This is a genomic window from Ereboglobus sp. PH5-5, from assembly GCF_029504805.1.
Classification (GTDB): domain Bacteria; phylum Verrucomicrobiota; class Verrucomicrobiia; order Opitutales; family Opitutaceae; genus Ereboglobus.
In genome coordinates, this window is the sequence record NZ_JAQFIT010000008.1 from 114,656 (window position 1) to 141,406 (window position 26,751).

The window sequence follows — 26,751 nt, forward strand, 5'->3', positions numbered from 1 at the left end:
GTTAAAAAGCAGCGCGGCTTCGCCGTTCAGAACGCCACCGCGTTCTGCGACCCGCCGTCCTGCCACTTTTAATTCCCGGCGCGCTCGGCGAGCGCGCCCCACCCTTTCAAAGGTCAAACCGAGCTTGCTAATGGCATTTATCTTTCGTCGCGGGCTGCCGTGACGATGTTTGGTTTCGCCGGCGGCGTCATGCCTTCGCCGAGATAAAACCCGGGATGCGGCGGCTGGTTGTAGGCGGTGTTCTGCCACGCGATCGCCAGGCGATACTGGCGGTCGTGCATGAGCGTGCGGAGGCGGTGCTCCGTCGGGATCGTCGTCGTGTAAATGCGCAGTTCGCTGTTGTCCTTCGTGCGCCAGATCACTTCCTCGCGCCAGTCGCCAAAGATGTCGCCGCTCAGGCAGGGCGTGGCCTTGGTGCCGTTGTTGGTCACGCACTCGGGATCGGACAAAAGCATGTCGGAGGTTTGCGTTTTCCAATTCCATTTCGATATCCACGCGCGCCCGCGTCGCGAGTCGCCGTCGAGAAATTCACGCAGGAGATCGCCGTCCCACCAAATGAGGAAGTTTTTTTCACGCGGGGGCTTTTTTGAAATGATGTTGCCCTTGTTGTCGTAAAGCGCGCCGTAGCTGGCCCACATCTCGCAACCTTTTGTGCGCGGATCAATGTCGGCGGCGACACCGCGGCCGACGTCGGCTTTTTTGCCCCACTCGTCGCCCTTGGGGCCGACGCCGAAGAGCAGCGTGCCCGTGCGCGCGTCGCGGTATTCGATGCCCGCGTCGCCATACGAGCGCCGGCTTTCGTGAACCATGAACACCTGCTGCCCGCCGCGATCCGGGTCCATGACGCTCATGTGCAGCGCGTCGCCGTGGCCGAGCCCGGTCGAGTAGAGCCCCTTGCCGTCGTTGTTGATGGCGGCGGCGCCGTAGATGATTTCGTCGCAGCCGTCGCCATCGACATCGCCGACGGTCACGCTGTGCGCGCCCTGGCCGTTGTATTGTTTGTTGCCGGGCGTGCCGTCCTCGCTGTCAAAAACCCAGCGTTGCGAGAGCTTGCCGTCGCGCCAGTCCCACGCGGCGAGCACGGCGCGCGTGTAATAACCGCGGCACATGACGAGGCTCGGGCGGCTTCCGTCGAGATACGCCGTGGCGGCGAGGAAACGGTCGATGCGGTTTCCGTTGCCGTCGCCCCAGATTTCCCTCTGACGAGCGCCGTCCGGATTGTCGTCGCGGTTTTCGGGATCGCGTTGCGGGTGGTATCGCACGGTGGACATGGCCGCGCCGGTCCTGCCGTTGAAAATGGTGAGGTATTCGGGGCCGGAGAGTATGCGCCCGGTGTGGCGGCCTTCCGTGCCGCGATGGTCGGCGTTCGCGTCGCCGATGATTTTGCCAACGCCGTCGATGGTGCCGTCGGCGGTCTTGCAGGCGACCTCGGCAAAGCCGTCTCCGTCGAAATCATAAACCTGGAATTGTGTGTAATGCGCGCCGGCACGGATGTTTTTTCCGAGGTCGATGCGCCAGAGAAAAGTGCCGTCGAGTTTGTAAGCGTCGATAAGCACATTGCCCGTGTGGCCGTCGTGGGCGTTGTCGTGCGCGTTGGTCGGATCCCATTTTAATATGATCTCGTATTCACCGTCGCCGTCGAGGTCGCCAACCGAGCAATCGTTGGCATTGTAGGTATAGGATTCTCCAGCGGGTGTGACGCCGCCCTCGGGGACGCGCAACGGGATAGAGATGTATTGGCGCACGGGCGCGTTTGGCCGGAGCGTGTTGAGCGAGGTTTTTTTCGCGGCTGCGGGGAAGCTTTGTTCGCCGGTGATGACGCGCACTGAGTAGGTGTTGGTTTTCGAGAAATCGGCGGATTTGTCGGTGAAGTGCGTGGCCTTGGCGAGGGGCGCCGTGTTGAGTTTCACGGGCGCTCCGCCGTCGGTGGAGCGGTAAATATCAAACGCCGTGTCGGACGCCTCCGTGCCGAGCAGCCGCCAGCTCACGAAGACGGACGACTCGGTCGCGCGCACCGCGACAACCCCGCGGTCAAGCGCCTCCATTTGCGACGGCGCGGCGGTGGCGGCGACGGCTCCAAGCAAGAGGGAGGCGGCGAGGATGCAGAGTGGGATCGGGTGGAATTTTTTCATGCGCATAAAGGAGCTTGAGGATTGATTGCATATCGCGCCATGCAGTTGGCGCATGATGGAAAGAATACCGAAGCGCGCATTCGCTGCGCCTCCCCAAAATTGGGGATTTTTCGCCCCGTCCATTGTCTTGCGGGCAGGATGCCCGCGCTCCCGGGCACAAGCGTGGTTCGCCCAACTATTTTAATATTTCGTAGAATTCAACCTCGCCGATGCTCAGGGTTTTGCCGCCGATTTTGTCGGCTCCGGTGGAGGCGTTTTCCTTTGCGGCGACTTCGCTCATGGTGAAGGCGTCGCGCGCCTCGGAGCTGCCCTGCAACTCAATGCGCACGACCTTGCCAGCGACGGCGGGCTTCACCGCGAGGGTCACATAACCGAGACTCTTCGGTGTCGCGTCGCGGTGGATCTCAACGCCGTCGAGCGTAATGCTCACCGGGTAACTGCGCTGGCGCCAGCCGGTGAGCCGCAATGTGATTTCGTCCAGCTTCGCGGGACGCTCAAGCGTGTATTCAATCCACGCGCCGGCGAGATCGTTCGCGCTCGTCCACGCCGTCGTCTCATCATCGTCGTAACTCTTGGCGGCATCGGCGGCGTTTGAGCCGGCGCGCACGGAAACCACCCCGACCGGTGTGCGCGAGATTTTATACGACAGACCCGCTGGTGTTGGGCCGCGATCCGGGAGGGCGATTTCCGGCGCGGGCTGCAAGGCGGCGAGGCCGTTGTGCGACGGATACTCGACCGAGTGGAGCGTGAGCGTGGCGGAGCGCAACGAACCCGAACGGGCGCGAAGCGTGATCGCGCCGGGCTGGCGCGTGGTGCGAATCAGGACGCGATTCACCCCGCATTCGACCGGCAGCGTTTTCGAAAGAATGTAGTTGTCGGCGCGCCCGTGCCCGATGCCGCCGCGCCATTCGGCGGGACCGTCGAGTTCAAACTCGACCAAGTCGAGCGCGGTCGGGCAGCGGCGGCCATCGGCATCGACGACCTCGAACTCGACCAGCGCGAGGTCGTGCCCGTCCGCGTGGTAGTTTGCCTTGCCGATGTTTTTCAGGCGCAAGGCTGCCGGTTCGCCGGCTGTTTGGATGACGGCTTCGGTGACTTTTTTTCCGGCGGTGTCATAACCGGCCGCGCGGAGTTCGCCCGGCTGCCAGGCAATGTTTTCAAATGTATAAAGAAACCGGTGCGACTGCGCGCCGCGCCCGAGCGATTTTCCATTGAGAAACAACTCAACCGCGTCGGCGCTCGATACAACGCATATGTTTTTTACGGTGCCGGGCGCGTAGTTCCAGTGACCGATGATGTGCGCGGCGGGGCGCTCGATATCGACCCACGCGTCCCACATGACCTTGTGCGCGTGGAAGCCGTCCTTGGGAATGCGCATGGCGTCAACCTCGCCGCTGCGGCGGTAGTTTTCGGAGCCGCGATGGTGCGTGTTGGAATCGGAAAATATAATATTGGTGCCGCCGCTGTTCACGCGACGCCCGGTGCCCGGACGCTCGCGCCAGTAATCATACCAGCGCACTATGTTCTCGATGGCATGGGAGTCCTGGTTGCGATTATAGACGGCGGCGGGCGCGTTTCTATATAACGGGCCGTCACCATCCTTGTGATAAGGCGGCGAGTAGTCATCCCAATATTTGCGCAAACCCTCGTCGCGCGAATACTCCATCTGCCAAAAAGGGATGCGCGCGCTTTTGTTTATATAAAGCATATGGCCGCCGTATTCGGCGATTTTGCTGTTGAGCATGTCGCGGGAACCCGAGGCGCGCCCGCCGTGCGGATCGTATTTGTCGCGCAGTGCCCTCATTTCGATCATGTGCGCCTCTGAGACGCCGTTGTTGCCGGACTCGTAGAAGAGGATGCTCGGATTGTTGCGGTTGTAGATGATGGCGTCGCGCATGACCTCGACGCGCTGCTCCCAGCGGCGGCCGGTCACGTCGCGCTCGGAATCGCCGGCGGGCATCGCCTGGATGAGGCCGACGCGGTCGCACGATTCGACATCCTGTTTCCAGGGTGTGATGTGCATCCAGCGCACAAGATTGCCGCCGCTTTCAACCATGAGCCCGTTGCTGAAATCGCTGAGCCACGCGGGCACGCTCGCGCCGATGGCGGGCCATTCGTTTGAGGTGCGCTGCGCGTAACCGTGCATTTGGATGACGCGGTCGTTGAGCGTGATCATGCCGTTGGCGTATTCGGTTTTGCGGAAACCGGTGCGCGTGGTGACGGTGTCCACGGTTTTGCCGGCAACCGAGATCGTGGTGCGCACATCATAGAGCGCGCCGTGCCCCCAGCTCCAAAAGTCGATGTTTTTGGCGCGCGCGCTTGCCTTCAAAACGGCGGTTTCGCCGGGGGCGATATTGACGGGGGCCGCGGCGGAAACTTTCACGCCGAGCGCGGGGATTTCCATTGTATACAAGGCGGCCTGCGACTTGCCGGTTTCGTTGCGCACCTCGGATTCGGCGTGAATCGTGGCGGCGCGGTTTTTAATATCAAAATCAACGGCGTATATATAAACGCCGGTCGTCTTGAGGTTCGAATAAAGCGGGAGCGTTTGATAAAGTTTTTTGGTGATATGCAGGCGGACGTTTTTTGTGATGCCGCCGTAGTTGGCGTTGAAGTTTTTGTCGGCCCACTGGTAGCGCTGGTTGGTTTCCTTTTCGCGATAGTCCCAGGCGTTGTCGGTGCGCACGGCGATGATGTTTTCGCCGGCGACGAGCTGCCCGGTGATATCGAAGCCAAATGCCATGATGCCATTTTCGCCACGGCCAACGTGCTTACCGTTCACATAAACCTCGGCCGCCTGCCGCACGCCCTCGAACTCGATGAATATTTTTGTGTTATCGAGCTGCGCGGCGGTGAGGGTGAAATGTTTCCGATACCAGGCGACGCCGGTCGAGTGATCCTTGATGTCCTTGCTGAAAGCGTCGTCCTCGTTCCACGCGCGCGGGAGCGTGACGAGTTTCCACGCGGAGTCGTCGAAGTCCCTGGCATCGGCGCGAGAAGGGTCGCCGACGTGCAGGCGCCAGTCGAGATTGAGGTTGTGGGTTTCGCGTTGCGCAAGGGCGGCGGGCGCTAGAACGAGCGATGCGAGGATGGCGAGGAGAAGAACGTGGAGTTTGGGCTGATTCATTGAGCGTGGCTGACGGAAAATGGTTTATTTTGGAGACAGAGAGCACGGATTAACACGGATGCGGACTTCGCCGCATTTGTGTTTATTCGTGTGATCCGTGTTGGAATGACGGATTGTGTTTAACTTCCCTCGGGTTTTTCGAGTGTGGCTGCGGACGGACTGGAAGGGATGGCGATTTTTTTCGGATCGTCGGGGTGCTCGGGGTTAAATCTGCCGGCGTCGGGAGCGAGGCGGACGGCGAGTTCGGGAAGCTGCACGCGAATGGCCTCGACTATGCATCGCGCGAGTTCGTAGGCGCCGTAGTTGCTGAAGTGCGAATTGTCGGCGAGGGCCTTGGGCTGGTTGGGATAGGTGTTGGCCGGGGCAAACACAAAGGCATCCTTTGATTTCTCGACGCCGAGCGCGGTGAAGAGGCGTCCGCTAATCGTGTGCAGGTCGATGAAGGGGACGTTTTTTTCCTCCGCGACTTTGCGGACGGCGGCGGGATAATCGCCGTGCGTGTTTTGGAGTTTGCCAGCCTTATCAAAACGGCGGCGATACATGGGGGAAATCAGCACGGGCCTGCCCTTTTTCGCGACGATGGCGTCGACATATTCGCGGAGGTTGCCGGCATAGGTTGTGAACGCGCCGCCGTTTTTCTCCTTCATGTCGTTATGCCCGAATTGTATGAAAACGTAATCGCCGGGCCGGAGCGTGTTGAGGATTTTTTCGAGCCGGTTCTGACGGTGGAAGGAACCGAGCGCGAGGCCGGACTGGGCGTAGTTGGTGACAACCGTGCCGGGCGCGAAGAAGCGCGGGAGCATCTGCCCCCACGAGGCCCAGGGTTCGTTTTGCTGGTCGGTGACGGTGGAATCGCCCGCGAGAAAAACATTCAGCGCGGTTTCGTTGCGCGCGATTTCAATCGCGGAGACCGCGGGACTCGGGCCGTTGAATTCGAGCGTGAGCTTGTTGTCCCAGTTTGCGGCGCCGATTTCATTGGGTTTGAGCGACACTTTTTTGTCCGAACCGGGGATGTCCGGTGTGTGGACGCTGACCGTGAAGGTGCGCGCGGTTGTTTCGCCTTTCGCCGTCTTGACCGACTCAAGCATGAGGCGGCGGTTCTCCGCCTTCACGGTAGTATCGGACGCGACGTCCGGGCTGCCGAGGTGGACGGTGACATCGTAAACGCCCTCGGGCAGGTCGATGGAGACGAACGGCGAGGAACTTGTTATCGAGCCGGGGGCGATGTCGATGCGTTGCGGCGCGGCGGAGAGGGCCGTGACTGACAGAATGGTGGTGACGAGGATGTGTTTTATCATTGGTTGAAAAATTCGAGCTATCTTGCGCGTCGGGTTGCGGTATTAATTTTTAACTTTTGCCTAAGCCTTTATTCCAGCGGCCCCGGCGATGGTTTGGTTTTTCGGAAAACGCTTGGCGGCCTGTTGCAGGAATCCGAGCGTGCCGGGTTCGGGGCGGGCCTCGCTTTTCAGGAGAATCTCGGCGAGCGTGTCGCAAACATCCTCCGTGGCCAGGCCGCCCGTGAGCGCGCCGCCGAGGGTGTCGATCAATGCCGATGTTTCCTCCGCGTTCAGTTTCGCGCCGGCGGGTTTGGCCGCGAGCGCGTCCTTGAGCTGGAGGCGCGCGGCGGCGATGTGGGCTTGCGCGGGCGGCTTGGGAAGCGCCATCAGCGCCTTGAGGATTTTGCGCGCGCGCGTTTCGGAGCCGGCCTGCTGCTCGAGCGTCGCGAGCAGCGCCAGCATGGCGGGATCGCGCTCGCCGCGCCAGTAGGCGGTGCGCAATTCCTCAAGCGCCTTTCCCGGGTTCGCCTGCGAAACATGCATCTCGCCCTTGATGCGCGCGACCTCGGATTGCGTGGCCGCGCGATAAGTCGGCGCGGGCAGCGGCGGAGGCGAATCGAACTTAAAATCCGTGCTCTTATAGTAGGCGATGTCGCGCGCATAAGCGGCCAGGTGACTTTCAATGGTTTTCACGGATTTCCCAAAAACCTCCCTGAACATCGCATCGGTCGGCTCCACGCCACTCGCCAGCCTGTTCACAAACTGCATGAAACGCGCGGAGTATTTATTATTGTCCCCGTAAAGTCCGTAATGGACAAAGAGGGACGCGGCCCGCGCCTCCTCCTCCGTGAACGCCCCCTCCTTTTTGAGAAGTTCGGAGAGTTTTGGCATGGCGCGACCGGCCAGTTCCTCGCGAACCCGCGCGAACTGGATGAGCCTGTCGGAAACCTGCGTGCTGCCGAGAAGATTGCTGAAGCCGCGCGTGAACCACGCGGGCAATTTTTGCGGCTGCGCATCGAGGGCAAAGCGGCCCAGTTCGTAACTGACCGTGGAGGCCAGGCGCTCCACGGAGGGACGTTGCAAACCGGAACGCGGTTCGTCGGCGCGAACGAGCACCGCAAGCGGGCCGCCGTTCACCGCCAGCTCAACATAACCATCGGGAAGCGGCCTCACGATGGATTCATCGCGCACAAACCTCGGCACATTGCGACTGGTGAGGTTCAAGTGGTCCTGCGTTGTGGTTTCAGTTTCATCGCCGGTCAAAATATTGCCGTCATTCATGTCGTCCATCTGGGTGAGCCCGTATTCGGAGGCAAAGCGTTGCGCGCCCATGTAGGCGAAATTGACGGAGCTGCTGAAATTGCTCGGCGCGGGCTCGATGTTGACCGCCACAATCGGGTCGCCCTCCCAGGTGTCGCTCGTTTTCACGAACTGCCGTGGCGCCGAGTGTTGCTGATTGATGTCAACGACAACATAAACGGGCGTCCTCGGCAAATTCCGCACAAGCGCGGGCCAGAGGCGGGTGGAGGCCAGCTGGCGCAACTGCAGTTCGTGCACGAGCACCCTTGTCTGGCTGGAATTGAGGTTGGAAAGCAACTCGTAACCGGGCGCGATAACGGTGCGCCCGCCGCGCTCAAGGGCAAGCGCGGGCACGCGAACATAGGTCCAGCGCTCGGGCTCCGGCAGGACGCGGTCTCCCTTGACGATGTAGGGTTCCATTTCGACAACGGGTCCGGGGGGCGCGCCGCTGGCGCCAATGAATAATGGAAAATGGAAAATGTATAATGAGAGAAGCGCGAGGAGGCGGGTTTTCATGTTGTGCGTGTGGGCATGGGCAGGCGGCGGGTTGGATGAGGCTACTTAAATCGCAAGGGAGCAAACGCGCGCTACGCGATTCGGAAGGGCCTCGAATCGCGTAGCCGGGAGCGGGTGTCAAACTGGCGGCGTTTTCAGAAGGTGTAGGTGATGCCGCCGCGCACACCAACGCTTTCCTTGGCGGCGCCGCGATACTCGGACTGGTAGCGCAGTTCGGCGCGGAGCTTGCGAGTCACATTCCAGTCGAGGCCGATGTCCATGCGCCAGCCGTTGCTGCCGATGTCGGGACCGCGGACCGACATGCGCTCGCCGAACAGGTCGGAGGCGATCCAGCGCTCGTCATCGTCGAATTCGTGCAGATAGGAATAGTGCAAATAGGGACGCAGAACACCGTGCTTGAGCGGGAAGCTGCGAGCCACGCGAACGCCCAGTTTGCCCTGAAGCGACATCTTTTCCTGGTCATAAACGCGGAGACTGGCCGCGCCGGCGTTGCGTTCCTCGAAGCCGTCCACCTTCCAATTCATCACTTGAAGGCCCGCAACGGGAACGACCTCGAACCAGGGAAGATTCACCGTGTAGGCGGCGGAAATCGCGGCGCCGAGGCGCGAGCCGTCGGTGTCGGATTTCGCCCATGTGCCAAGGCCGGTCAGGGCCACGGAGCGCTCGGATTCATAATCGTCGACGCCATAAAAACCGGTGAAATTGAATTGAAGCTTGCCGGTGTTGTAACGGGCGCTGAGGCCGAAGGTATAGCTGTTCAGGTCGGTATAGCCGCCGGCAGTGTCGAGATCGAAGTCGGTGAACTCGTAACTGAAGAAACCGCCGACAACGAAGTTTTCGCTGATTGCGTAGCTGGTGCCGACAACGGTGCCCACGATGCCGTAGTTGGAATAGTCGGCATCACCCTCATTGCCCTTGGACGCCTCCTGGCGGAAGCCGTCGAGAAACGCCTGCCACGAACCTTTCTGCCGTTTGAAGGCGGCATCCTGATACATGCGATCCTCCACGCTTTGCACGAGCGAGTTGGTGCGGACGACCGCCGCGGGAAACCAGGACTGATAGACGCTGGGCGTGAGCTGGTCGAGCACCTGGCAGTATTGGATGATGGAGGGCTGGCGGTTCAGCGACTCGAAAAGCGGCTCGTAGGCGGCCTGGCTCGCCACGGGAGTGTTGTAATAAATATCGTCAACCTTCCGGGCGGCGGCCAGGTATTTGTCGCCGAGGTCGCCGGAGGCGAGTTGGGAAACCCCGGAGAACGGCGTTTGCTCCACGGTGACGAGGAGCGTGCGGCGCACCTCCATGTCCTGCAGGTAGGTGTAGTTGTATTCGGACTCGCTCTTCCACTCCCAAGTGGTCTTGAGCGTCATGCTGGCGGGAAGCGTGGTGTTTTCAAAATCGCCCAGGATCATGACGTCGGTGCCACTGCTGGCGACATCCAGGTTGACGGTCATCAGCTCGTAGGTGACGGGCGTGCGCACGATGCGGGGGAACGTGTCGGCCATGTTGATGATGAGGTTTGCATACCTGGGATTGCTCGAGGTGGAGTCCACGGTTGTGGAGCTGCGAATGGTCATGGTGCCCGTGAGGGTGACGTCGAGACGGTCGTGCACGGTCTCCGTGACAAGATCAAAACCGAGGCTGCCGTTGAGCTCGAAATTGGTGGCGTTGATGGTGAGCGGCGTGTCGGGGGAATTGCCGATGGTGGAGCCGAGGTAACCGGGCGTGAGCATGCCGCCCTCATCGACGGTGATAAAGCCGTTGATTATGCCGCTGCCGCCGATAACCGAGCCGGCCATGGCTTGAATGCCGCCGTTGTGAACGCCCTCCACGAGATACTGGGCGCCGGAGCGGATGCGAAAACGCGCGCGCCCGTCGCCCTCGTAGTTCACCTGGCCCGTCATGCGTGTGATGTAGCCATACACATCGCAAATGGCATTGGCGGAATTGGAGTTGGCGGGCTCCTGATAGAACAACCCGCCCATGATACTGACCTGGCCTGTTGTGAGCTTGTCATTCAGCGTCACATTGCGTCCGCCCACGTAGATTGTCGTGTTGGCGCCGGCCTCAAGAATGCCGCCGATGCGCACGCCGTCGGTGCGGGCCGACGTGTAGGTGACGACGCCGGGCCTGTTCTCGACATACCCCTCGTAAACAAAGGGGATTTCGCCCGCCATGGAGATGTCAATGCGGGCGTTGTCAGTAAGCGTGAAGATGCCCGTGCCAAGACCGCTGTTGGCGACGCGGGAGCCGGCGTAGGAATCCGCTGCCGTGATGACGGTGTTTCTTCCGAGCTTGTAATAGGCGGCCAGCCGGGTCGAGTCATCCCCGGTCGATTCGGGATAGGTGAGATCAAGTGAGCGCCCCAACTCCGGAGTGCTTCCAATCAAGCCATTAAATGTGAACCCCTTGCCGACTGGATTGATATAAAGGACGCCGTCGCCCTCGCTCGAAAACTCGATCGTGTAGCTTTTGTTGGCGCCAGTCTGGATGCTATAAAACTGAATGGTTCTATCCTCGTCCCCCGTGTGGGTGGCGACGATGTCCTTGTTCGCGATGGCGGTGTCGCCGGGAAGGCGAATGGCGGCCACGGGGCTGTCGGGCACGGAGCCGGTGCTCCAGTTGGCGGCATTGAAGAAGTTATTGTCAACAGCGCCGGTCCAGTCGCTAAACTGGGTCGGCACAGGCGTGGTCTGGGCGGCGAGGTGAGCACAGGCAAGACCGAGGGCCAGGGCGAGGGATGTGGTGCGGAGTGTTTTCATATATTTAAAGTGGCGTTGGCTGATTGTGTTTTTTCGGGTCTATTATACATTTTTCATTATGCATTAGCCCGAGGGGCGTCAGAAGTTGGCCCTCACACCGAGATTAATAACCATGCCGGAGGTGAAGTAGCCGGCGGTGCGGTCAAAGATTTTACGGTCATCGCCCTCGTCGGTCATGTTGCGCCAGTCGAATGTGGCGTTCCATCGGCTGTTGATCTTGTAGGTGAGGTTGAGGTCGAGGCGCACGACAGAGGCCTGGTTCGTAATTTCGACGATGTCGGCGTTGACCGCCTTCGCGAAATCATCAACCCAGTAGGCTGCGACGCGCCCGTTGAATTTCCGGCCCGTGTAGCTGAGCTGGATGGTGCCGCTGCGTTTTTGGATGCCGGACATGGGCAGCGTGACCCACACCATTTCACTGGCGTTGTATTCGGCCACGGTTTGCGCGGTCACCGTGGAAGGCGCGCGCATGGTGTGACGATAGGCCTTGATCGTGGGGTCGGCGTATGAAAAGGCGCCGTAGAAGAAGAAATTTCTCAGGCTCTTGTGAATGATGTCGAGCCGCTGGCGATAGGAGATTTCGAAGCCCTCGTTTTTGCCCTCGCCGCTGTTGTAATAATTGATCGAGGTCCAGATGCCGGTGCGCATGAGGACGGGGAAGTAGCGGAGATCGTCATTATAAAACACGTCGATTTCGTTCGCCAGTTCGGGCAAGTCGGTAACCTCAAAATACGAGGTCTCCTGGTGGATGTAATCCTTGATGTCCTGGCGGAAAAGCGAAAAGCGGATTTCGCCGTCGCGCGATGTCATATAGTCAATGGACACGTCGTATTTCACCGAGCGCTGGGGTTTGAGCGCGGGGTTGCCCGTGGTCATTCTCCTGCTGCTTTGGTTGTAATCACTTTCGGCGAGCACCTGGCTGAGCTTGGGACGCCCGATGTTTTGGGTGCGGGCGCCGCGAACCGTGAGATTGCGTATCGGCGTCGTCCACCGGAACTGAATATTGGGAAACAATTCGCCGTCGCCGGTGTGGGTGAATGATTTTTTCGAGAAGAGCGCCTTGGTCTGGTCAACAACGTCGTGCATGCCGTAATACGGATTGGGCACCTGGTCGAAATGGAGGAACTCGTTGGTGATCGGATCGCGCACGGCGACGGTGTTGAACTCGCGATTGGGGTTGCGCTGGCTGTTGGCGTTGGTCGTGCTGTAGATATTGTAGTCGGAAACAGTGACCGCGGTGCCATCCACATTGGTATAGCTGCGCATGCCCAGGAACTCCGGCGTTTTGCCGGTCGACCTCAACCGTTCATAACGGAGACCCGCGATCACGGTGAAGGTGGGAGTCACGCGGGCGGTCAGCTGAACATAACCGGCGGTGGTGGCCTCCTTGGTTTCCTTCTCGGAAATCATTTCCTGATACGTCTGCTCATGTCCGCGATCATCGTGGGTTTCCCGCGAATAAAAGGCGTCGGGATTGGCGTTATAAAAATCATAGACTTGGTAGGGGCTGACCCAGGTGGGAATGGGCACGCCAAATCCCCAGTTGTTTTTGAAATAGGGATCGGCGAACTGGCCGAGGGCGGGTTGCGAGGTCGTCCAGCTTGATTCCGAGCTGCCGCCCGTCATCTGGCGACGCCTCCAATATTTATTGGTGTGGCGCGATTGCTCGGCGTAGAGGCCGCCAAATTTAACCTCGACGGGGACCCGGTATTCGGTGAGGGGCACGCGGAGCTCGAGGGGGATGGTTATGTCCATCTTGGCACCGAGCTTTTCGTCCGTGCCGTAGTTAAAATTCTGGTCGAGCGTGAGGCGGTCGTAGTTGTCCAGGTTCTGATAGCTGCGCGGGTCGCTGGAGGTGATAACGCCCTGTCCGTCGTGATTGGTCTGGACAAGCCTGCCGGTGGCATTGCCGGCAAGATCGAAAATGTTCATCCCGAGCCCGCGCACACCGTAGGAAACCGAATAGTTGTCATCGGGACTGGGATCGGCCTCGGCCTTGCTGTAATAGGCATTGTAATCAACGGACACCCTGCCGAATTTATGCTTGGCGCCCGCGTTGAACATATAGGTGCGATTGTCGCTGGCATTGACGCTGTTGCTTATATCAACCGAGACGCCGTTGGGCGAAATCATATTGTAGAGGTCGGAGCCGTTGGCGTGCGAACCGGCGTTGACTCGCATATTGCGGTCATAGGCGCCCAATCCGCGGCTGTCATTATACGATGTCTTTAAATAGAACGAGTGATTGGAGCCCCAAGGCTCATAGTCGAGGTTGAGCGAAATCACGCGATCCTCCGTGCTGCCGCTTCGTTCCCTCCAACGCAGGGACCGCACATAACCGGTCGTGTCTTTCGTGAGCACGTTATTGGAATTGGCCAGCGAGAAGGAATCGTAGGAATAGCCGTTTGGCAATGTATACTCGTTGCTATATCGATATTTGCGCGTAAAGCCCACATCAAACGCGATGGCAAAGCGCTGGTTGAAATTCTCGCTCCAGGAAAAGTTGAAACCAGGCTGGAGTTTGCGGTCGGGAGTGCGACCGCCACCGGGAGTCTTGTCGAAGTTGAGCTCGGCGGTATTGAGGCTCATATTGGCCGTGAACATCATGCGGCGGCCCTTTTGCCGGAGCGCGCTCTTGGTCACGATGTTGATCTGGCCGCCCATGGTGCTGGCCGGCTGGTCGGCGGTGGGCGCGGCGTTGATCTCGATTTTCTCAATGTTTTGAAGGGCGGCAGTCTTCAGGTTGAAGGCGCGGCTCGTGTTGCCGTCGGAGTCATACGACATGGAGGCGGTCTCATTGCCGTCGAGGGTGATGCTGGCAAAGTCGGGGTCCATGCCGCGAATGCGCATCGTGGAGGCGTCCTCGCCATCGTAGTCGATGGTGATGCCGGGAAGGTTTTTCATGAGTTCGCCGATGTTGTTATCAACAACATTGCCGAACGAATCGGCCGCGAAAACGGCCTTCTGGGTGACCGCGACACGCTGTTCCTGAAGCGCCCGGGACGAGCCCTCGCGATCACCGGCGACCACAAATTTTTCAAGATGGTAAATCTGCGAGGTCATGTCGAAGTCGGCGCGAGCTTGCGCGCTCGAAACAACGGTCACCTCCCTGGCCATGTCGTCGAGGCCCACATAGCTGGCGGAAATGCGCACGGTGCCGGCCGGCACATTGTCGAGACGGTAGGCGCCGGACGCATCAGTGACGGTCTGGATGTTTGTGCCCTCAACAGTCACGACGGCGTCGGAAAGATACTGGCCGGTGGCCTTGTTGAGGACGCGCCCGGTCACGACCCCGCCGCCCTCGCTCCGCGCGGCCTGGGCGGAGAGATCGGTGGATGCGGTGAAAACCGCGACACCAAGCATGAGGGCAAACAAAGCCGGTCCGCGACGGCGGAAGCGATACATGAAGGCGCCGATTGCGAGCGCCGCCAGATACCAGGCGCTGGGCGCTCCGCCGCCACCACCACCGCCGCCGGTGTCGCCGCCGGAATTGCCATTATCAATGCCTCCGACATCATCCGGATTATTCGGATTGGCGTCGGAGATGGTGAGCCAGGCGTTCGCGGTGCGGAAGCCGAGCGGATTGGTGACAACAACACGATAGCTGGCCACATCGGAAAGCTGGGCGTTGTTAATCGTGAGCGAGGGTCCGGTCGCGCCGGCAATTAGCAATTGATCCCTATACCATTGGTAGGTGGGAAGCGGCCCGCCGGAGGCAACAACGGAGAAGGTGACGTCGGTGCCGGCGGCCACACGCTGATCGGCCGGCGGCGTGACGATGGCGGGGCCGATCTGCAAGGCCCGAATGGTATGGTTGCCCGAGTCGAACACATAGATTTCCCCGTCGGCATCAACGGCAAGGCCGCTCGGAGCGTTGAGGAGCGAATTGACAGCGTTGCCATCCATGCTGCCGGAAATCCCCGGTGAACCGGCAAACGTGATGACAATACCCGCGCGCACGTCGACGGAACGTATGGTGTTGTTGCCGGTATCGGCCACATACAGGACGCCGGCCGAATCAACGGCCAGGCCTTCCGGTGTATTGAAGCGGGCATCGGCCCCGACACCGTCCGCGCTGCCGTTGACGCCGGCGGAGCCAACGAGCGTGCCCACGACACCGGAGCCAAGCGCGATGTCCCGGATGGTGCTATTGCCGGTGTCGGCCACGAAAAGGCGGAGACCATCGGCGCTGAGCGCAACACCCATGGGCATGTCGAAGGCGGCGGCGGCTCCCGCGCCATCCGTGGCGCCGGATGCGCCGGTGCCGGCAACGGTGCTCATCGCCCCGGTCGAAATCTCGATTTTGCGGATCATGTTGTTGCCGGTGTCGGCCACGTAGAGATTGCCGGACGCATCAAGGACAAGCCCGTGCGGGGAGTTGAGCGCGGGCGCGCCGGTAAGGGCGAGCGTGGTGACATTGCCGGTGGCCGTATCGATTTTCTTGATCGTGTTCGACGCGGAATCGGCCACGTAGAGAGCCGTGCCCGCGGCATCAAGAACGATGGACGAGGGCTGGTTAAGCCCCGTGGCGAGAGTCGAGACGGTGCCATCCGCCGAGATTTTGCGGATGCTGTTGTTGTCGGTGTCGGCGATGTAAAGATTGCCGTCCTTGTCGCCGACGCCCGCGCCGGGCGAGTTGAACCGCGCCGAGGCCAGGTCGCCGTCGGTGGAGCCGGCCGTGCCCGCCTCGCCAGTGATGGTGGAGATCAGCGAGGCTCCATTGATTGTGAAGCGCGCGGCCCTGGCGCCGGCTCCCGTGATATTGGTGGCAACAAACGCAACCGTATACTCCCCGGCCACGAGCGGCGTGCCCGTGATCACTCCGTCCGCGCGGCTCACGTTAAGGCCTTGGGGAATGTTGGTGACGCCGTAGCCGGGCTTGTAGGCCGGATACATGTTCGACGCACTGAGCACATAGGTGAAAGGCACGCCGACCACGCCGAAAAACTCCGTGCCAGTGGTGACAACCGGCTCGGGCGGGTTGATCGTGAAGAACACCTGCGAGCCCCATGTGCCGGTTTCATTGTCGGCGAAAAGGGTGCCGGTGACCATGAGCGGCGCCGTCCCCGTCGTGGCGACATTCGGGCAGGTGCCGCTGACAAGGCCCGTGGTGCCGTCAATCGAAAGGTAATATATCCGGCTTCCTGTAATCGTCAGGGAATCCGTGGTTTCGTAAAAGGCCGACATGCGATAGCCGGTGGGCTCGTTCTGCGCCTCGATTTGATAGGTGAACAACCTGTCCTGTATGGCGATCGCGGTGCTCTCCGAAATGATGACCGGGGGCGGCAGCGCGACGTTCAGCTGCAAGGTTTTTGTGTCCGTGCCGGCGAGGTTGGACGCGGTAATGACAACTTCATACATGCCCAGTATCTCGGGAATGCCCGTGATCAAGCCATTGGCGTCAATCTCAACACCATTGGGCAGGCCCGTGGCCGAGAAGGCGGTTGGAAAATTGGATGCCGTTATCTGGTAGCTCATGTTGCGGCTTCTGATCACCGCCACGCTCAGGGGGCTGCTGATAACCGGGGCGTCCAATACGTAATCGGCTGGATAAATCCGCACAACCAGCTCCTCCGTGGTCGTGCCGCTGGAATTGGTGGCGTGAACCAGAACCACTTCGTAGGAACCGGGCAGCAGGTTGCCATTCTCGTCCCTGGCGCCATCGTAGTATCCCGCCGTGGTTGGCGTGCCGCTGATGATGCCGGTCGCTGAATCGAAAACAAGACCCTCGGGAAGGTTTTCCACGGTCAAGATCGTGGGCGAGGAATCATCGCTTGTGGCGACGATAGCGTGGGAAAACGGCTGGCCGACGATGCCCGCGGCGCGGTTTCCGCTGGTGATCGTTGACAAGGGGATCGCCCCGCCGGTGATGGTGACTTGAATGCGATTGTTTCCGACATACTCAAGCCGGGCGTTAATGAGAGGATCGGCGGCATACGACCAGTTGAGCACGGGCTGGCTGGCAAAGTCGTTTTCGGAGAAAAGAATCGTGTAGGTGCCGTTTGCAATGCGATTGGTGCCGGTGACGACGGGTTTGATTTCGACCGAGCTGCCCTCGAATCTTACCAAGCCGCTGACCGACATTCCGGAAAGCTCGCCCGTCTCCGGGTCGGCATCGATGAGGAGCGCCGCCCCGCCTTGGAAGGTGACATTGGGTGTAACCACGCCCGAACCGCCAAACGCAGCCCCCTCATTGACAGTGACCAGATTGGCGGCGTCGCCATTGGTGATGCGGCCTGTCTTTGCGAGGAACAGCGAACCCGCGGAGACTGTCGTTCCGAAAAGGTAATTATGCGACCCCGAAAGCGTGAGCATGCCAGTGCCCTCCTTGATGAGCGCGGCCTTGTTATAGAGGGTGGCGGCGCCGACCGTCCAGTCGCCGATGGAGCCGGCGAAATGGGTGTCGATATTTTTGCGACCGATGCGATAAGTGCTGTTGGGTTTGCCGGTGGGGCCGTTGCGTCCGGCGTTCAGCACGCCATCGGGGCTGCTTCCCGCAAGCGCGCCGATGTAGATGGTGTTGCCGCCGGAGTTTGTGGTGGGGCGCATCTGCGCCTCGTCCTCAATCACAATGGTCATATTGGCCATGTTGCCCGTAAAATCCCAACTGTTGGTGCTGGGCAGCTCCGAGACGCCGGAACCGCTGAGCAGCAGCGCGCCAGTGAAGTTGTTTCCGATAAACGCATAGCGCGCGCTTTGGTCGTGATTCCTGACCTCCAAGGTGCCGGAACCCTCCAGAATACTGTTAAGCGCAAAGGCGTAATGCATGTCCAGGAGGGCGTGCCCCTCGCGCACAACAATGCTGGAGGCGAGTCCGAGCCTGGCTTTGCTCGCGGGCGGATCATAGCGAAGCGAACCGCCCTCAAAGTAGATCGGCCCCGCATTGCCGGCGGGAGTGGCCGTGCTGCCGTGGGCGGCTTGCAGCGCAAAAACGGCAGTGTCCTGAACACGAGTGATACCGCCCCAAGTGCGGTCGTTGGTGACGTCGAAGGTGACGGTGCCGGTGCCCTTGATGAGCATTTCCTTCGTTCCGCTGACATTGAGGGCCGCGGAATTGGAAATCGCTATCGTAAGGGGACGCCCGGAAACATCGATGGTGATGGAGTTGGGTGCGAATGTGCTGCTGGCAAAAATGATGTTATCGGTGGTGGATGAATCGTCGATGAACACATCGGCTCCATCGGAGTAGGTTTTTGGCGAGCCACCCTGAACCCAGTTCTGGGTGGTTGTGTCCCATGTCGCCTCGATGAGACCGCTTGTGCCGGTCACCTGATCGGCCGTGCCCGTCCAGAGCAGCACGCCGGACGGCGCGGGACCGTAGGTGACGATCTTAAGGGTGACGGCGGGGCCGACTCCGGAGGCGTTTTTGGCGGAGAGATCGATGCTAAGGGTGCCGGCGGCGGAGGGCGTGCCGGTGAGCCGCCCGGTTGCCTGGTCAAAGGAAAAACCGGCGGGCAGGGGCGCGGCGTAGAATTCGGTGGGATTGCGGGTGGCAATAGTCTGGTAGTCAACGGACTCGCCGAGGGGCAAAACGATGGTCTGGTCGCTGACAACGCGCGGTTCGTAGATGTCGATGAGGATGTCGAGCGTCTTCGTGTCGCTGCCGACCGAGTTCTTGGCCGTGATGGTGGCCGTGGTTATAATAACCGCCGTGCCGGTGCCGGTGATTTCACCGGTGCCCGGGTTGAGCGCAAAGTCCTCGGGCAGGCCGCTCTGCTCAAATGAGGTGGGATCGTTGTCAGCGGTGATGAAATAGCTGAAGGGCTCGTTGATCATGGCCTCCGCGTAAGTCGGGCTGGTGATGATTGGTATGGCCCATGCGGTGAGGCTGAGCGTGGCGTTGCCGACGCCGGCTGCGTTGGTGGCGCTGAGCACAATATCCGTCGCGCCCTTGTTGAGAATCGTGCCGCTGATAAGACCCGTGGCCGCGTCGAGCGAAAGACCGGCGGGCAGCGGAGTCGCATCGTAGCCGAGGATCGCGCCGTAGCCAAGGATCGGGTCCTTGGTCGCCGTGATTTGGTATTCAAAGGACGCATCCACGGTGCCCGTCACCGAAAGCGTGCTGGTAATCACGGGGATGACCGTCGCGGGCGGAATGGGCGCCATGGTGATGACGAGCGTCTTGGTGTCGGTGCCTCCGCGGTTCGTGGCGGTGATGGTGACGGTTGTCGGACCCTCGACCTCGGTGATGCCGCTTATGACGCCGGTTGCCGTGTCGATCTCAAGGCCCTCGGGCAGGCCGGTGGCGCCAAAGCTGCGGGGATAATTATCCGCGGTGATTGTGTAGGTGAAGGGGAAGGCCGCCGTGCCGCTTGCCGTAAGCGGGCTGTTGATATCGGGCGTGATCGGCGGCGGCGCCACGACAGTCGCAACGATGGATTTGCTGTCCGCCGACTTGGCAAACGTGGCGGTGACGGGCATCATCACCGAAGAGTAATTCCATGTGTAGGACGGATTGCCCGAAATCACGCCCGTGGTCTTGAGCACGGTGAAAGTGCCCGATTCCATCGCGGCATTTTCGGGAATGACGGGCGTCACGACGAGTGTGCCACCAAGGTTCACATCGCCGGTGACTGAAAGCCCCTTGAGCGCTCCGGTGAGGACGTCCACATCCACGAGCAGCCCGGCGTCGGTGGAGAAGTTGAGACTGCGCGCGATCGTTCCCGAACCGCCGATGCCCGTCGAGGCGGGTATGGTCATGAGCGCCCCGCTTCCGACCACCTGCCCTGTTATGTGAATGCTGCCCTCGGACAACGTCATCGCGCCGGTAAAGGAATTGGTGGTCGAACTGAGCGTGAGCATGCCGCCGCCGGTCTTGGTGAAACCGCCCGCGCCGGAGATCATGCCGTCGATGTTGATGTTGTGCGCGGCACCATATTCATCGGCCGCGTCGATAACAATCGAGTTTGAGGCGGGCAGGGTCATGGGGACGGCAACGTCCCAATTCCAGTCGGCATCGGCACCGAGGCGACCGCTGGTGAGCGTGATGTTTGCAAGAAAGGCGGGAGCGCCGGATTTGACGATGCCTCCCGGGCCGACAAACATGGTGCCGCCAGTCAGGGAAAGCGATCCCGAGCCGAGAGTGACCGTGTCATTGAGGCCGCAGGTAATTTTCTCAACCGTGCTGATGCCGCCGGAGATTGTGACAAGGGCAATGTTGTTAACGCCAGCCCTCGCGCTGAGAACCATGCCATAGTCGGCGTTTGTGACAGTGAGGCGCCCGCCCGTCACACGCAACGCGCCGCCGCGGCCGCCCGAGGCTTGGTTGCCGACAATCATGGTGCCGGTGACAAGCACATCACCGCCTTCGACCGACATGTGCGCCCAGGAATTTCCGGAGGCGATGGTGAGGTTCCCGATTGTCGAAGTGCCGCCAGTAATAATCAACCCGGAGGCAAAATTGGTGGCGTTGTTCACATCACGCTGCAATGCGACACTGTCAGCGAAAAACGCCCCGCCGGTGATGCGCATGATTGTTCCATCAGCACTGTTGGAGCGAAAAGCGGAAAACCGGGCGGTCCCCGAGTGGAGGGCAAAAAAACCGGAGCCCGCGTTGCCTCCGCCCATGGTGCTTACATTGCTGGCGTGAGAAATTAAAAGGTGGCCGCCATCAATAACCAACCCTGTTTTGGCGGAAAGGTTGATGACATTGCCACCCGTTAAACTGCCGCCCGTGGCGATCAGAAGTGTTCCGGATGCGACGGAATAACCGCCGGAGATTTCCGCCGGGCCGGCCAGCGTGAGAACGCCCGTGCCCGCCTTGGTCAAGCCGGTCGCGCCGACAAGAGGCGCCCTCACCGTGGCGGGCGCGGATGCGGTTGTGATAGTGGGAGTGGACGAGTCGAGCGTGAGTGTGCCCGTGCCGCCAAGCAGCCATGAACCTTCAGTGTCGGTGTTGGCATCGCCGAAGACTATCGACCCCGCGGATTGGGCGCCGTCCAGATTGACCGCGACCGTGCCGGAGATGTCCAGCGTGTCGAATTTCGCGACCGCGCCCGAACCGCCCGCAGCGGCACCGCCCTCCCAGTTTGCCGTGTCGCTCCAGTTGCCCCCGGCGGTTTGCGTCCAAGTTCCGTCGGCGGCGTTCGCCGCAACAAATGCCAGCGGTGCCAATATCAAACCCGCCATGCGGACAAGCTGGCGGAAACGAATGATTTGATGTGTTTTATTCATAGGAAATTTACTTTGGTGAGGGTTTTTGCAACAGGCGTGCGAGGTTGGACGGTCAGGAAATGGAAGCGTGCGCCGAAACGGCGACCGGACACAAAACGCGAGGAACTGGGCTAATTGCGCGGGGGCATGAGGGTTTAACGGAAGGGGGGAAAAGGCAGACAAAGTTTAATGGACGGAATTAAGAGGGCTGAGGCTGAATTTCGTTTTTATCAAAATACCAACATACCCATTGCCCATTGCTCCCTAATTTTAGGGATGTCGGGTTGACAGTAAGAACATCCCCGCGCCCAAAGGATCGAGTGGACAGGCCAAAACAAAAGGGCTTTTTCGAATGCGAAGACGCACATGCGCTCGGGGGTGAGTCACGAAGGGAACGGGGAAAAAAGATGTTTATATAATACCAGACGAGGTCAGCCTGTTTGCTTCCCCTTTTTTAGGCTTTTCTCCGCATTTTATTTTTTTCGTGTGCCAACCAAACCGCAAATCCCGCCGCGTCACAAAACGGATCAAGCTGCCCGCAGACGGCGGAACGTGGCGAGGAGCGCGAGCGCGGCGAGATAGAGGAGGCCCGGCGCGCCGCCGCCGCCCCCTCCCCCACCCTTGTCGGTGTCGTCACCGGTCGGAGGCGGGGCGGTCGTGCCGCTGTTGGTGCCGCTCGTCGAGGCCGTGACCGTCAGCGTGGCGGTGTTGCTGGTGAGTGTGCCGATTTCGTTGGTAATAATCACCGAATACTTGCCTTCGTCCGCCGTTTGCGCGGCGGCCATCGTGTGGGTGTAGGCGGTCGCGCTGGCGATGATCGCGCCGTCCTTATACCATTGGTAGTCCGGATTCGGCGCGCCGATGGCGAGCACGGTGAAGGTCGCCGCAGAGCCTTCCTCGACCGAGATGTCCTCGGGGTGTTTCAACAGGCGCGGGCTGTCGAGATAGAGGCGGATGGCGTGGTTGCCGGTGTCGGCCACGTAGATTTCCCCCGTGGCGGAGTCGATGGCGAGGTCCGCGGGTTGCCTGAGCCGGGCGGCGGAGCCAAAGCCGTCGTCCGTGCCGGGGGTTCCGGCGAGGCCGGCGCTTGTGGTGACGATGCCGGAAAGGATGTCGAGGCGGCGGATGGCGTGGTTGCCGGTGTCGGCGATGTAGAGGTTGCCGATGGCGTCGGCGACGAGTCCTTTCGGCTTGTTGAAGCGGGCGTCGGGCGCGAGGCCGTTGGCGGTGCCGCTCGCGCCGGGCTGGCCGGCGATGGTGGTGACGTCGCCGGTGGTCGTGTCGATTTTGCGGATGGCGCTGTTGAGCGTGTCGGCGACGTAGAGCTGGCCGGCGGCGTCGAGGGCGAGGCCGGCGGGCGAATTGAGGCGCGCGGTCTCGGAGTCGCCGTCCGCCGTGCCGGATGTGTCGAGCTCGCCGGCGAGCACGGTCGCGGTGTCCGATCCGGCGGCGAGTTTGTAGACGACGTGGCGCGCGGCGCTCGCGATGTAGAGGTTTCCGGCTGCGTCGCGGGCGAGGCCGGCGGGTTGTGTGATTCCGGTGGCGAGCGTGGTGAGTTGCGAGGTGGCGGGGTCGAACGCGAGGATGGCGTTGGTGTCGGCCACGATGAGCGAGGCGCCGGCGGAGACAATGGCGGCGGGACGCGAGAGCGCGGCGGTGTGCTTGGTGACGTTGCCGAGCGAATCGACGGAGCGGATGGCGTTGTTGAGCGTGTCGGCGACGTAGAGTTTTCCGTCGGTGTGCGCGGTGATGGAACCGGGGGTGTTGAAACGGGCGTAGATGGCCTGGCCGTCCGAGTCGCCGGGGTTGGGCGCGCCGCCCGCGAGGGCGACGAGCGCGGTCTGGTTGCCGATGGTGAATGTGATTTGTTGCGTGACGGGGCCGCCGGCGTTGGTGGCGGTGATCGTGACGGTAAAGGTGCCGGTGACGGTCGGCGCGCCGCTGATGACGCCGGTCAACGGATCGAAGTCGAGGCCGTCGGGCAATGCGGTGGCGGAAAAGGTCACGGGCGAATCGCTGGTGATCGCGATGGCGTATTCGAAGGTTTCGCCCGTCACGCCGTTGATGGCGAAGGTGTCGCCGGCATCAAAGACGGGCAGCGCGGGCGCGACGACGGACAAGGCGAGCGTGGCCGTGCCCGTTTCGCCGGCGGCGTTGGTTGCGGAGAGCGTGATGTCGAAGTTGCCGCTCACGGTGGGCGTGCCGCTGATGACGCCGGTCGTGGTGTCAATGACGAGGCCGGCGGGCAGGCTTGCGGCCGCGTAGCCGGTCGCGTCGTTGAGCGCGGTGATGGTGTAGGTGAATGCAACGCCTTGCGCGGCCGACGCGGTGAGCTCGCTTGTGATGACGGGCGCGGTGTTCTCATGCGCACCGATGTCGGGCGCAAGTCCGGCATAGGGAAGGCCGACATCAACGCCGGCGTCAATCAGGGCGCTGCCGAGTTTGGGTTTCAGGAAGGTGATATCCGGCAGGTCGCCGTTGGCCTTGCGGGGAAGCGTCGTGAGTTGAGTGAAATCGACGCTTTCGAATTCGGTGTCGGCGAGTTGCGCGGGTTCGGCGGCAGTCGGGATGGCGTTGTGATCCATCGTGTTTCCGGTGTCGGCGAGGTTGCTGAGTATCCTGTTCAGCGGGTTTCCATGGCTGAGGTTGTTACGGATGACATGATCGGTGCCGGGAACATCAACGCCCGGTTGGTTCGGATCGGCATTAGGTTGATAGCCGAGGAAATTATAATCGGAGCTGTTTTGATAAGCGCTGTTGTTATACCAATCGATGCCGCCGGGGTGATGATTGGCGTAGAAGCCGCGTTTGTTTTTGACGGCGATGCTGTTGCGCACGGTGTTGCGAGGGATGGGATTGGGGACGTCGGATTTTGCGATACCGTAGCCGCCTGCCTTGAAACCGGTGCCGTCGCCGCGGGAGACGCCGTCCTTGCTGTAACCGTTGTAAAGGGCCCAGCAGTTTTCAAAAACGACGGATTGGTTTTGGTTGATGCAGTCGAAGCCGTCGTCGCTGTTATACCAGGCGCGGCAGCCGCGGAAGATATTGCCCGCGCCGTTTCCGTGGCAGCCGAAACCGTCCACGTTTCCACCCGCGCCGCCCTCGGAGACGTCGTCCCAGTTGTTGTAGGCGTCGCAGTTGAGCACGAGGTTGCGCGCGGCGCTGCCGGACATGTAAACGCCGATGGCCTTGCCGTCGTGCATGGAGAGGCGCTCGAGGATGTTGTCGTTGCCGGTGACCTCAAAGCAGATGGATTGGGTGTGCGTGGTGATGTTCACTTGCACGCCGATAACTTCGAGGCCGCGAATGTGTATCCAGGAGCCCTTGAGGCTGAAGACGTGGATTCGGTAGCCGGCGGGATTGACCGCGCTCATGTCGAAGACGGGCTTTTCATCCTGATACGCGGCGTAGGTGATCGGGCTGCCGCTTGATCCGCTTTTGGTGAGGTTGGTGACGTAGGCGAAAACGCCGCTGTATGCCGCGATCTGCGAGTCCTGCATGGCGTAGGTGCCGCCGCGAATGTAAACGGTTTCGCCGGGCGAGACGGCCTCCTGCGCGCGCTGGATGGTGGCGAAGGGGCGCGCGAGCGTGCCGGTGGCGTTGTCATCGCCATCGGGCGCGACAAACCAGTCGAACGGACCAACGGTGCCTTCAACGCTAATGTTAAGCGTGGCCGAAGTGGCGCCGTTGCCATTGACAGCGACGATGGTCAGGGCAATGGGGCTTGTGGTTTTGATGTCGCCAGTGATTTCTCCAGTGGAGGAGTTGATCGACCAGCCTTCGGGAAGATTTGCCGCGGCGAAGGAAGTGGGGGCGTTGCTGGCGGTGATTGTGTAACTGAAGGCGTCGCGATAATTGCCCGAGACAGCGAGTTCACTGGTGATGACCGGGCGCGGGCTGCCGGAGTCAACGGAAACGACGGCCTGGATTTTGTTCGCATCGACAATGGTGATACTGGCGACAAATCCCGGCGCGGCGGATTCATCCCAAATAAACAACGGCGAGCCGGTGATGCCGCCGCCGGCCTGAAGAATTGTGTAGGTGCCGGGAACCAGCGTGACACCCTCGGGGACGACAGGCGTGACCTTGAGGATGGAGCCGAGCGCGACGGCGCCGCCGACATTGAAGGTGGCGAGCGCGCCCGCATCGGTGGCATCGGCGAGAAGCGTGGAGCCGTCCGCAAAAGTTGCCGCGCCCGTGCTCGTGCCGGAACCGCCAAACGCGCCAGAACCCGCGACCGTGACCGCGCTCGCGCCGGAGAGATGCCCGGTGAGGTGAAGCGCGCCCGCGCTGACCGTGGTCGCGCCGGTGTAGGTGCTCACACCGCTGAGCGTGAACATGCCGGTGCCAACCTTGGAGAGGGCGGCGATTTGCGCGGCGGTTTTATTCTCGATGGTTCCGCTGAAAACGGTGTCGAGATTTCGCGCGCCAATGGCAAAAACCGTCGTGCCGTTGGCGGGGCGGGCCACGAGCCTTTCCGTGCCAATGACGTTGCCCAGCGCGCCAAAGCTAACCGTGCCGGTCGACGCGCCGCTACCATGCGGCTCGATGTAGACATTGTTGAGTATGACATTTGCGCCGGCCAGCTCGGTGCCCTTGGAGGCGGCGTAGCCATTGGTGCCATTGAGATAACGTATCTGCCTGACCGTGGCCGAAGTGGTGTTGAGGCGCAGCTCGCCGGAAAAGTTGGCGAACGATTCGCCATAAATATCGATAATGTTTCCGGCTGTAACCGTGAACGTGCCGGAGCCGGTCACGGCCCCGCCGATGCGCAAAGCGCGGCCGGTTCGCATCTCGCCTGTTTTCCCCTCGGGGACAAGAATCGAGTGGTCGAGAACGATGGAGGTCGAGGCGTCCATCGTGAGCGTTCCGCCCGCCAAAACGACCGGACCGAAGGACGATGTGACGTAATTAACCGCAGGATAAAAAACCTGAAGCGTCCCCGCCTCCACCGTGCTCGTGCCGGTGAACGCCGTGTTCGTGGCGGAAAATGCCAGCGTGCCCGCGCCCTTTTTGAGCAGCGGCATGTTTCCGGAAAGTCCTCCGCCGGCGGCGGGCGCGAAGGTCAGCGCGCGCGTCGTGTCCACGGTGACCGATCCGGGCGAAACCGCGCCGGGGATTGCGATCGTCGCGGTGCTCGACGTGTCATCGAACACGACCGCGTCGCCGTTGATGAATGTCGCGGGCGAGCCGTTGTCGGTCCAGTTTTGCGATGTCGAGTTCCAGTTGCCGTCGGTCGCGCCGGTCCAGGTAAGCGTCGCGTTCTGGGCGGCGGCGGTTCCCTGCAGCAGCAGCGCGGAGGCGGCGGCAAGCAGGAGTGTTTTTGCAATGAGAAAAACCTGCATGGAGACAGGCGCGGAGGGGATGGTTGTATTAATACGCATGGTTTTTTTGAAAAATTCGGAGGCGCGAACCGGGGCGGGGCGTGTTGCGAAACGGGGTCGAGGGTTGATCTTGTCCGCACAAAATACCAAATCGCACATGGTGCC

At 61.1% G+C, this 26,751-nt stretch carries 7 protein-coding genes; all 7 read right to left on the minus strand.

The window, feature by feature from the left end:
• Positions 1-137 precede the first annotated feature (137 nt).
• The 7 genes from M2103_RS06920 to M2103_RS06950 all read right to left on the minus strand — a co-directional run bounded on the left by M2103_RS06920 (position 138) and on the right by M2103_RS06950 (position 26,646).
• On the minus strand, positions 138-2,045 hold the full coding sequence (locus M2103_RS06920) for a rhamnogalacturonan lyase (RefSeq protein ID WP_345783547.1): 1,908 nt from the start codon (positions 2,043-2,045) through the stop codon (positions 138-140).
• Between the two features lie 262 nt (positions 2,046-2,307).
• Positions 2,308-5,259, minus strand: a complete 2,952-nt coding sequence (locus M2103_RS06925; protein ID WP_277509597.1) for a DUF4982 domain-containing protein — start codon at positions 5,257-5,259, stop codon at positions 2,308-2,310.
• A gap of 119 nt (positions 5,260-5,378) precedes the next feature.
• On the minus strand, positions 5,379-6,557 hold the full coding sequence (locus M2103_RS06930) for a rhamnogalacturonan acetylesterase (RefSeq protein ID WP_277509598.1): 1,179 nt from the start codon (positions 6,555-6,557) through the stop codon (positions 5,379-5,381).
• A 60-nt stretch (positions 6,558-6,617) separates the two neighbouring features.
• The gene (locus tag M2103_RS06935) at positions 6,618-8,351 is read right to left on the minus strand and encodes a hypothetical protein (RefSeq protein WP_277509599.1); all 1,734 of its coding nucleotides are present in this window, start codon (positions 8,349-8,351) and stop codon (positions 6,618-6,620) included.
• A 134-nt stretch (positions 8,352-8,485) separates the two neighbouring features.
• On the minus strand, positions 8,486-11,110 hold the full coding sequence (locus tag M2103_RS06940; RefSeq protein WP_277509600.1) for an autotransporter outer membrane beta-barrel domain-containing protein: 2,625 nt from the start codon (positions 11,108-11,110) through the stop codon (positions 8,486-8,488).
• A 78-nt stretch (positions 11,111-11,188) separates the two neighbouring features.
• Complete coding sequence (locus tag M2103_RS06945) at positions 11,189-21,283, minus strand: TonB-dependent receptor (protein WP_277509601.1); 10,095 nt, start codon at positions 21,281-21,283, stop codon at positions 11,189-11,191.
• 506 nt (positions 21,284-21,789) lie between these two features.
• On the minus strand, positions 21,790-26,646 hold the full coding sequence (locus tag M2103_RS06950; protein WP_277509602.1) for a putative Ig domain-containing protein: 4,857 nt from the start codon (positions 26,644-26,646) through the stop codon (positions 21,790-21,792).
• Between the last annotated feature and the right edge of the window lie 105 nt (positions 26,647-26,751).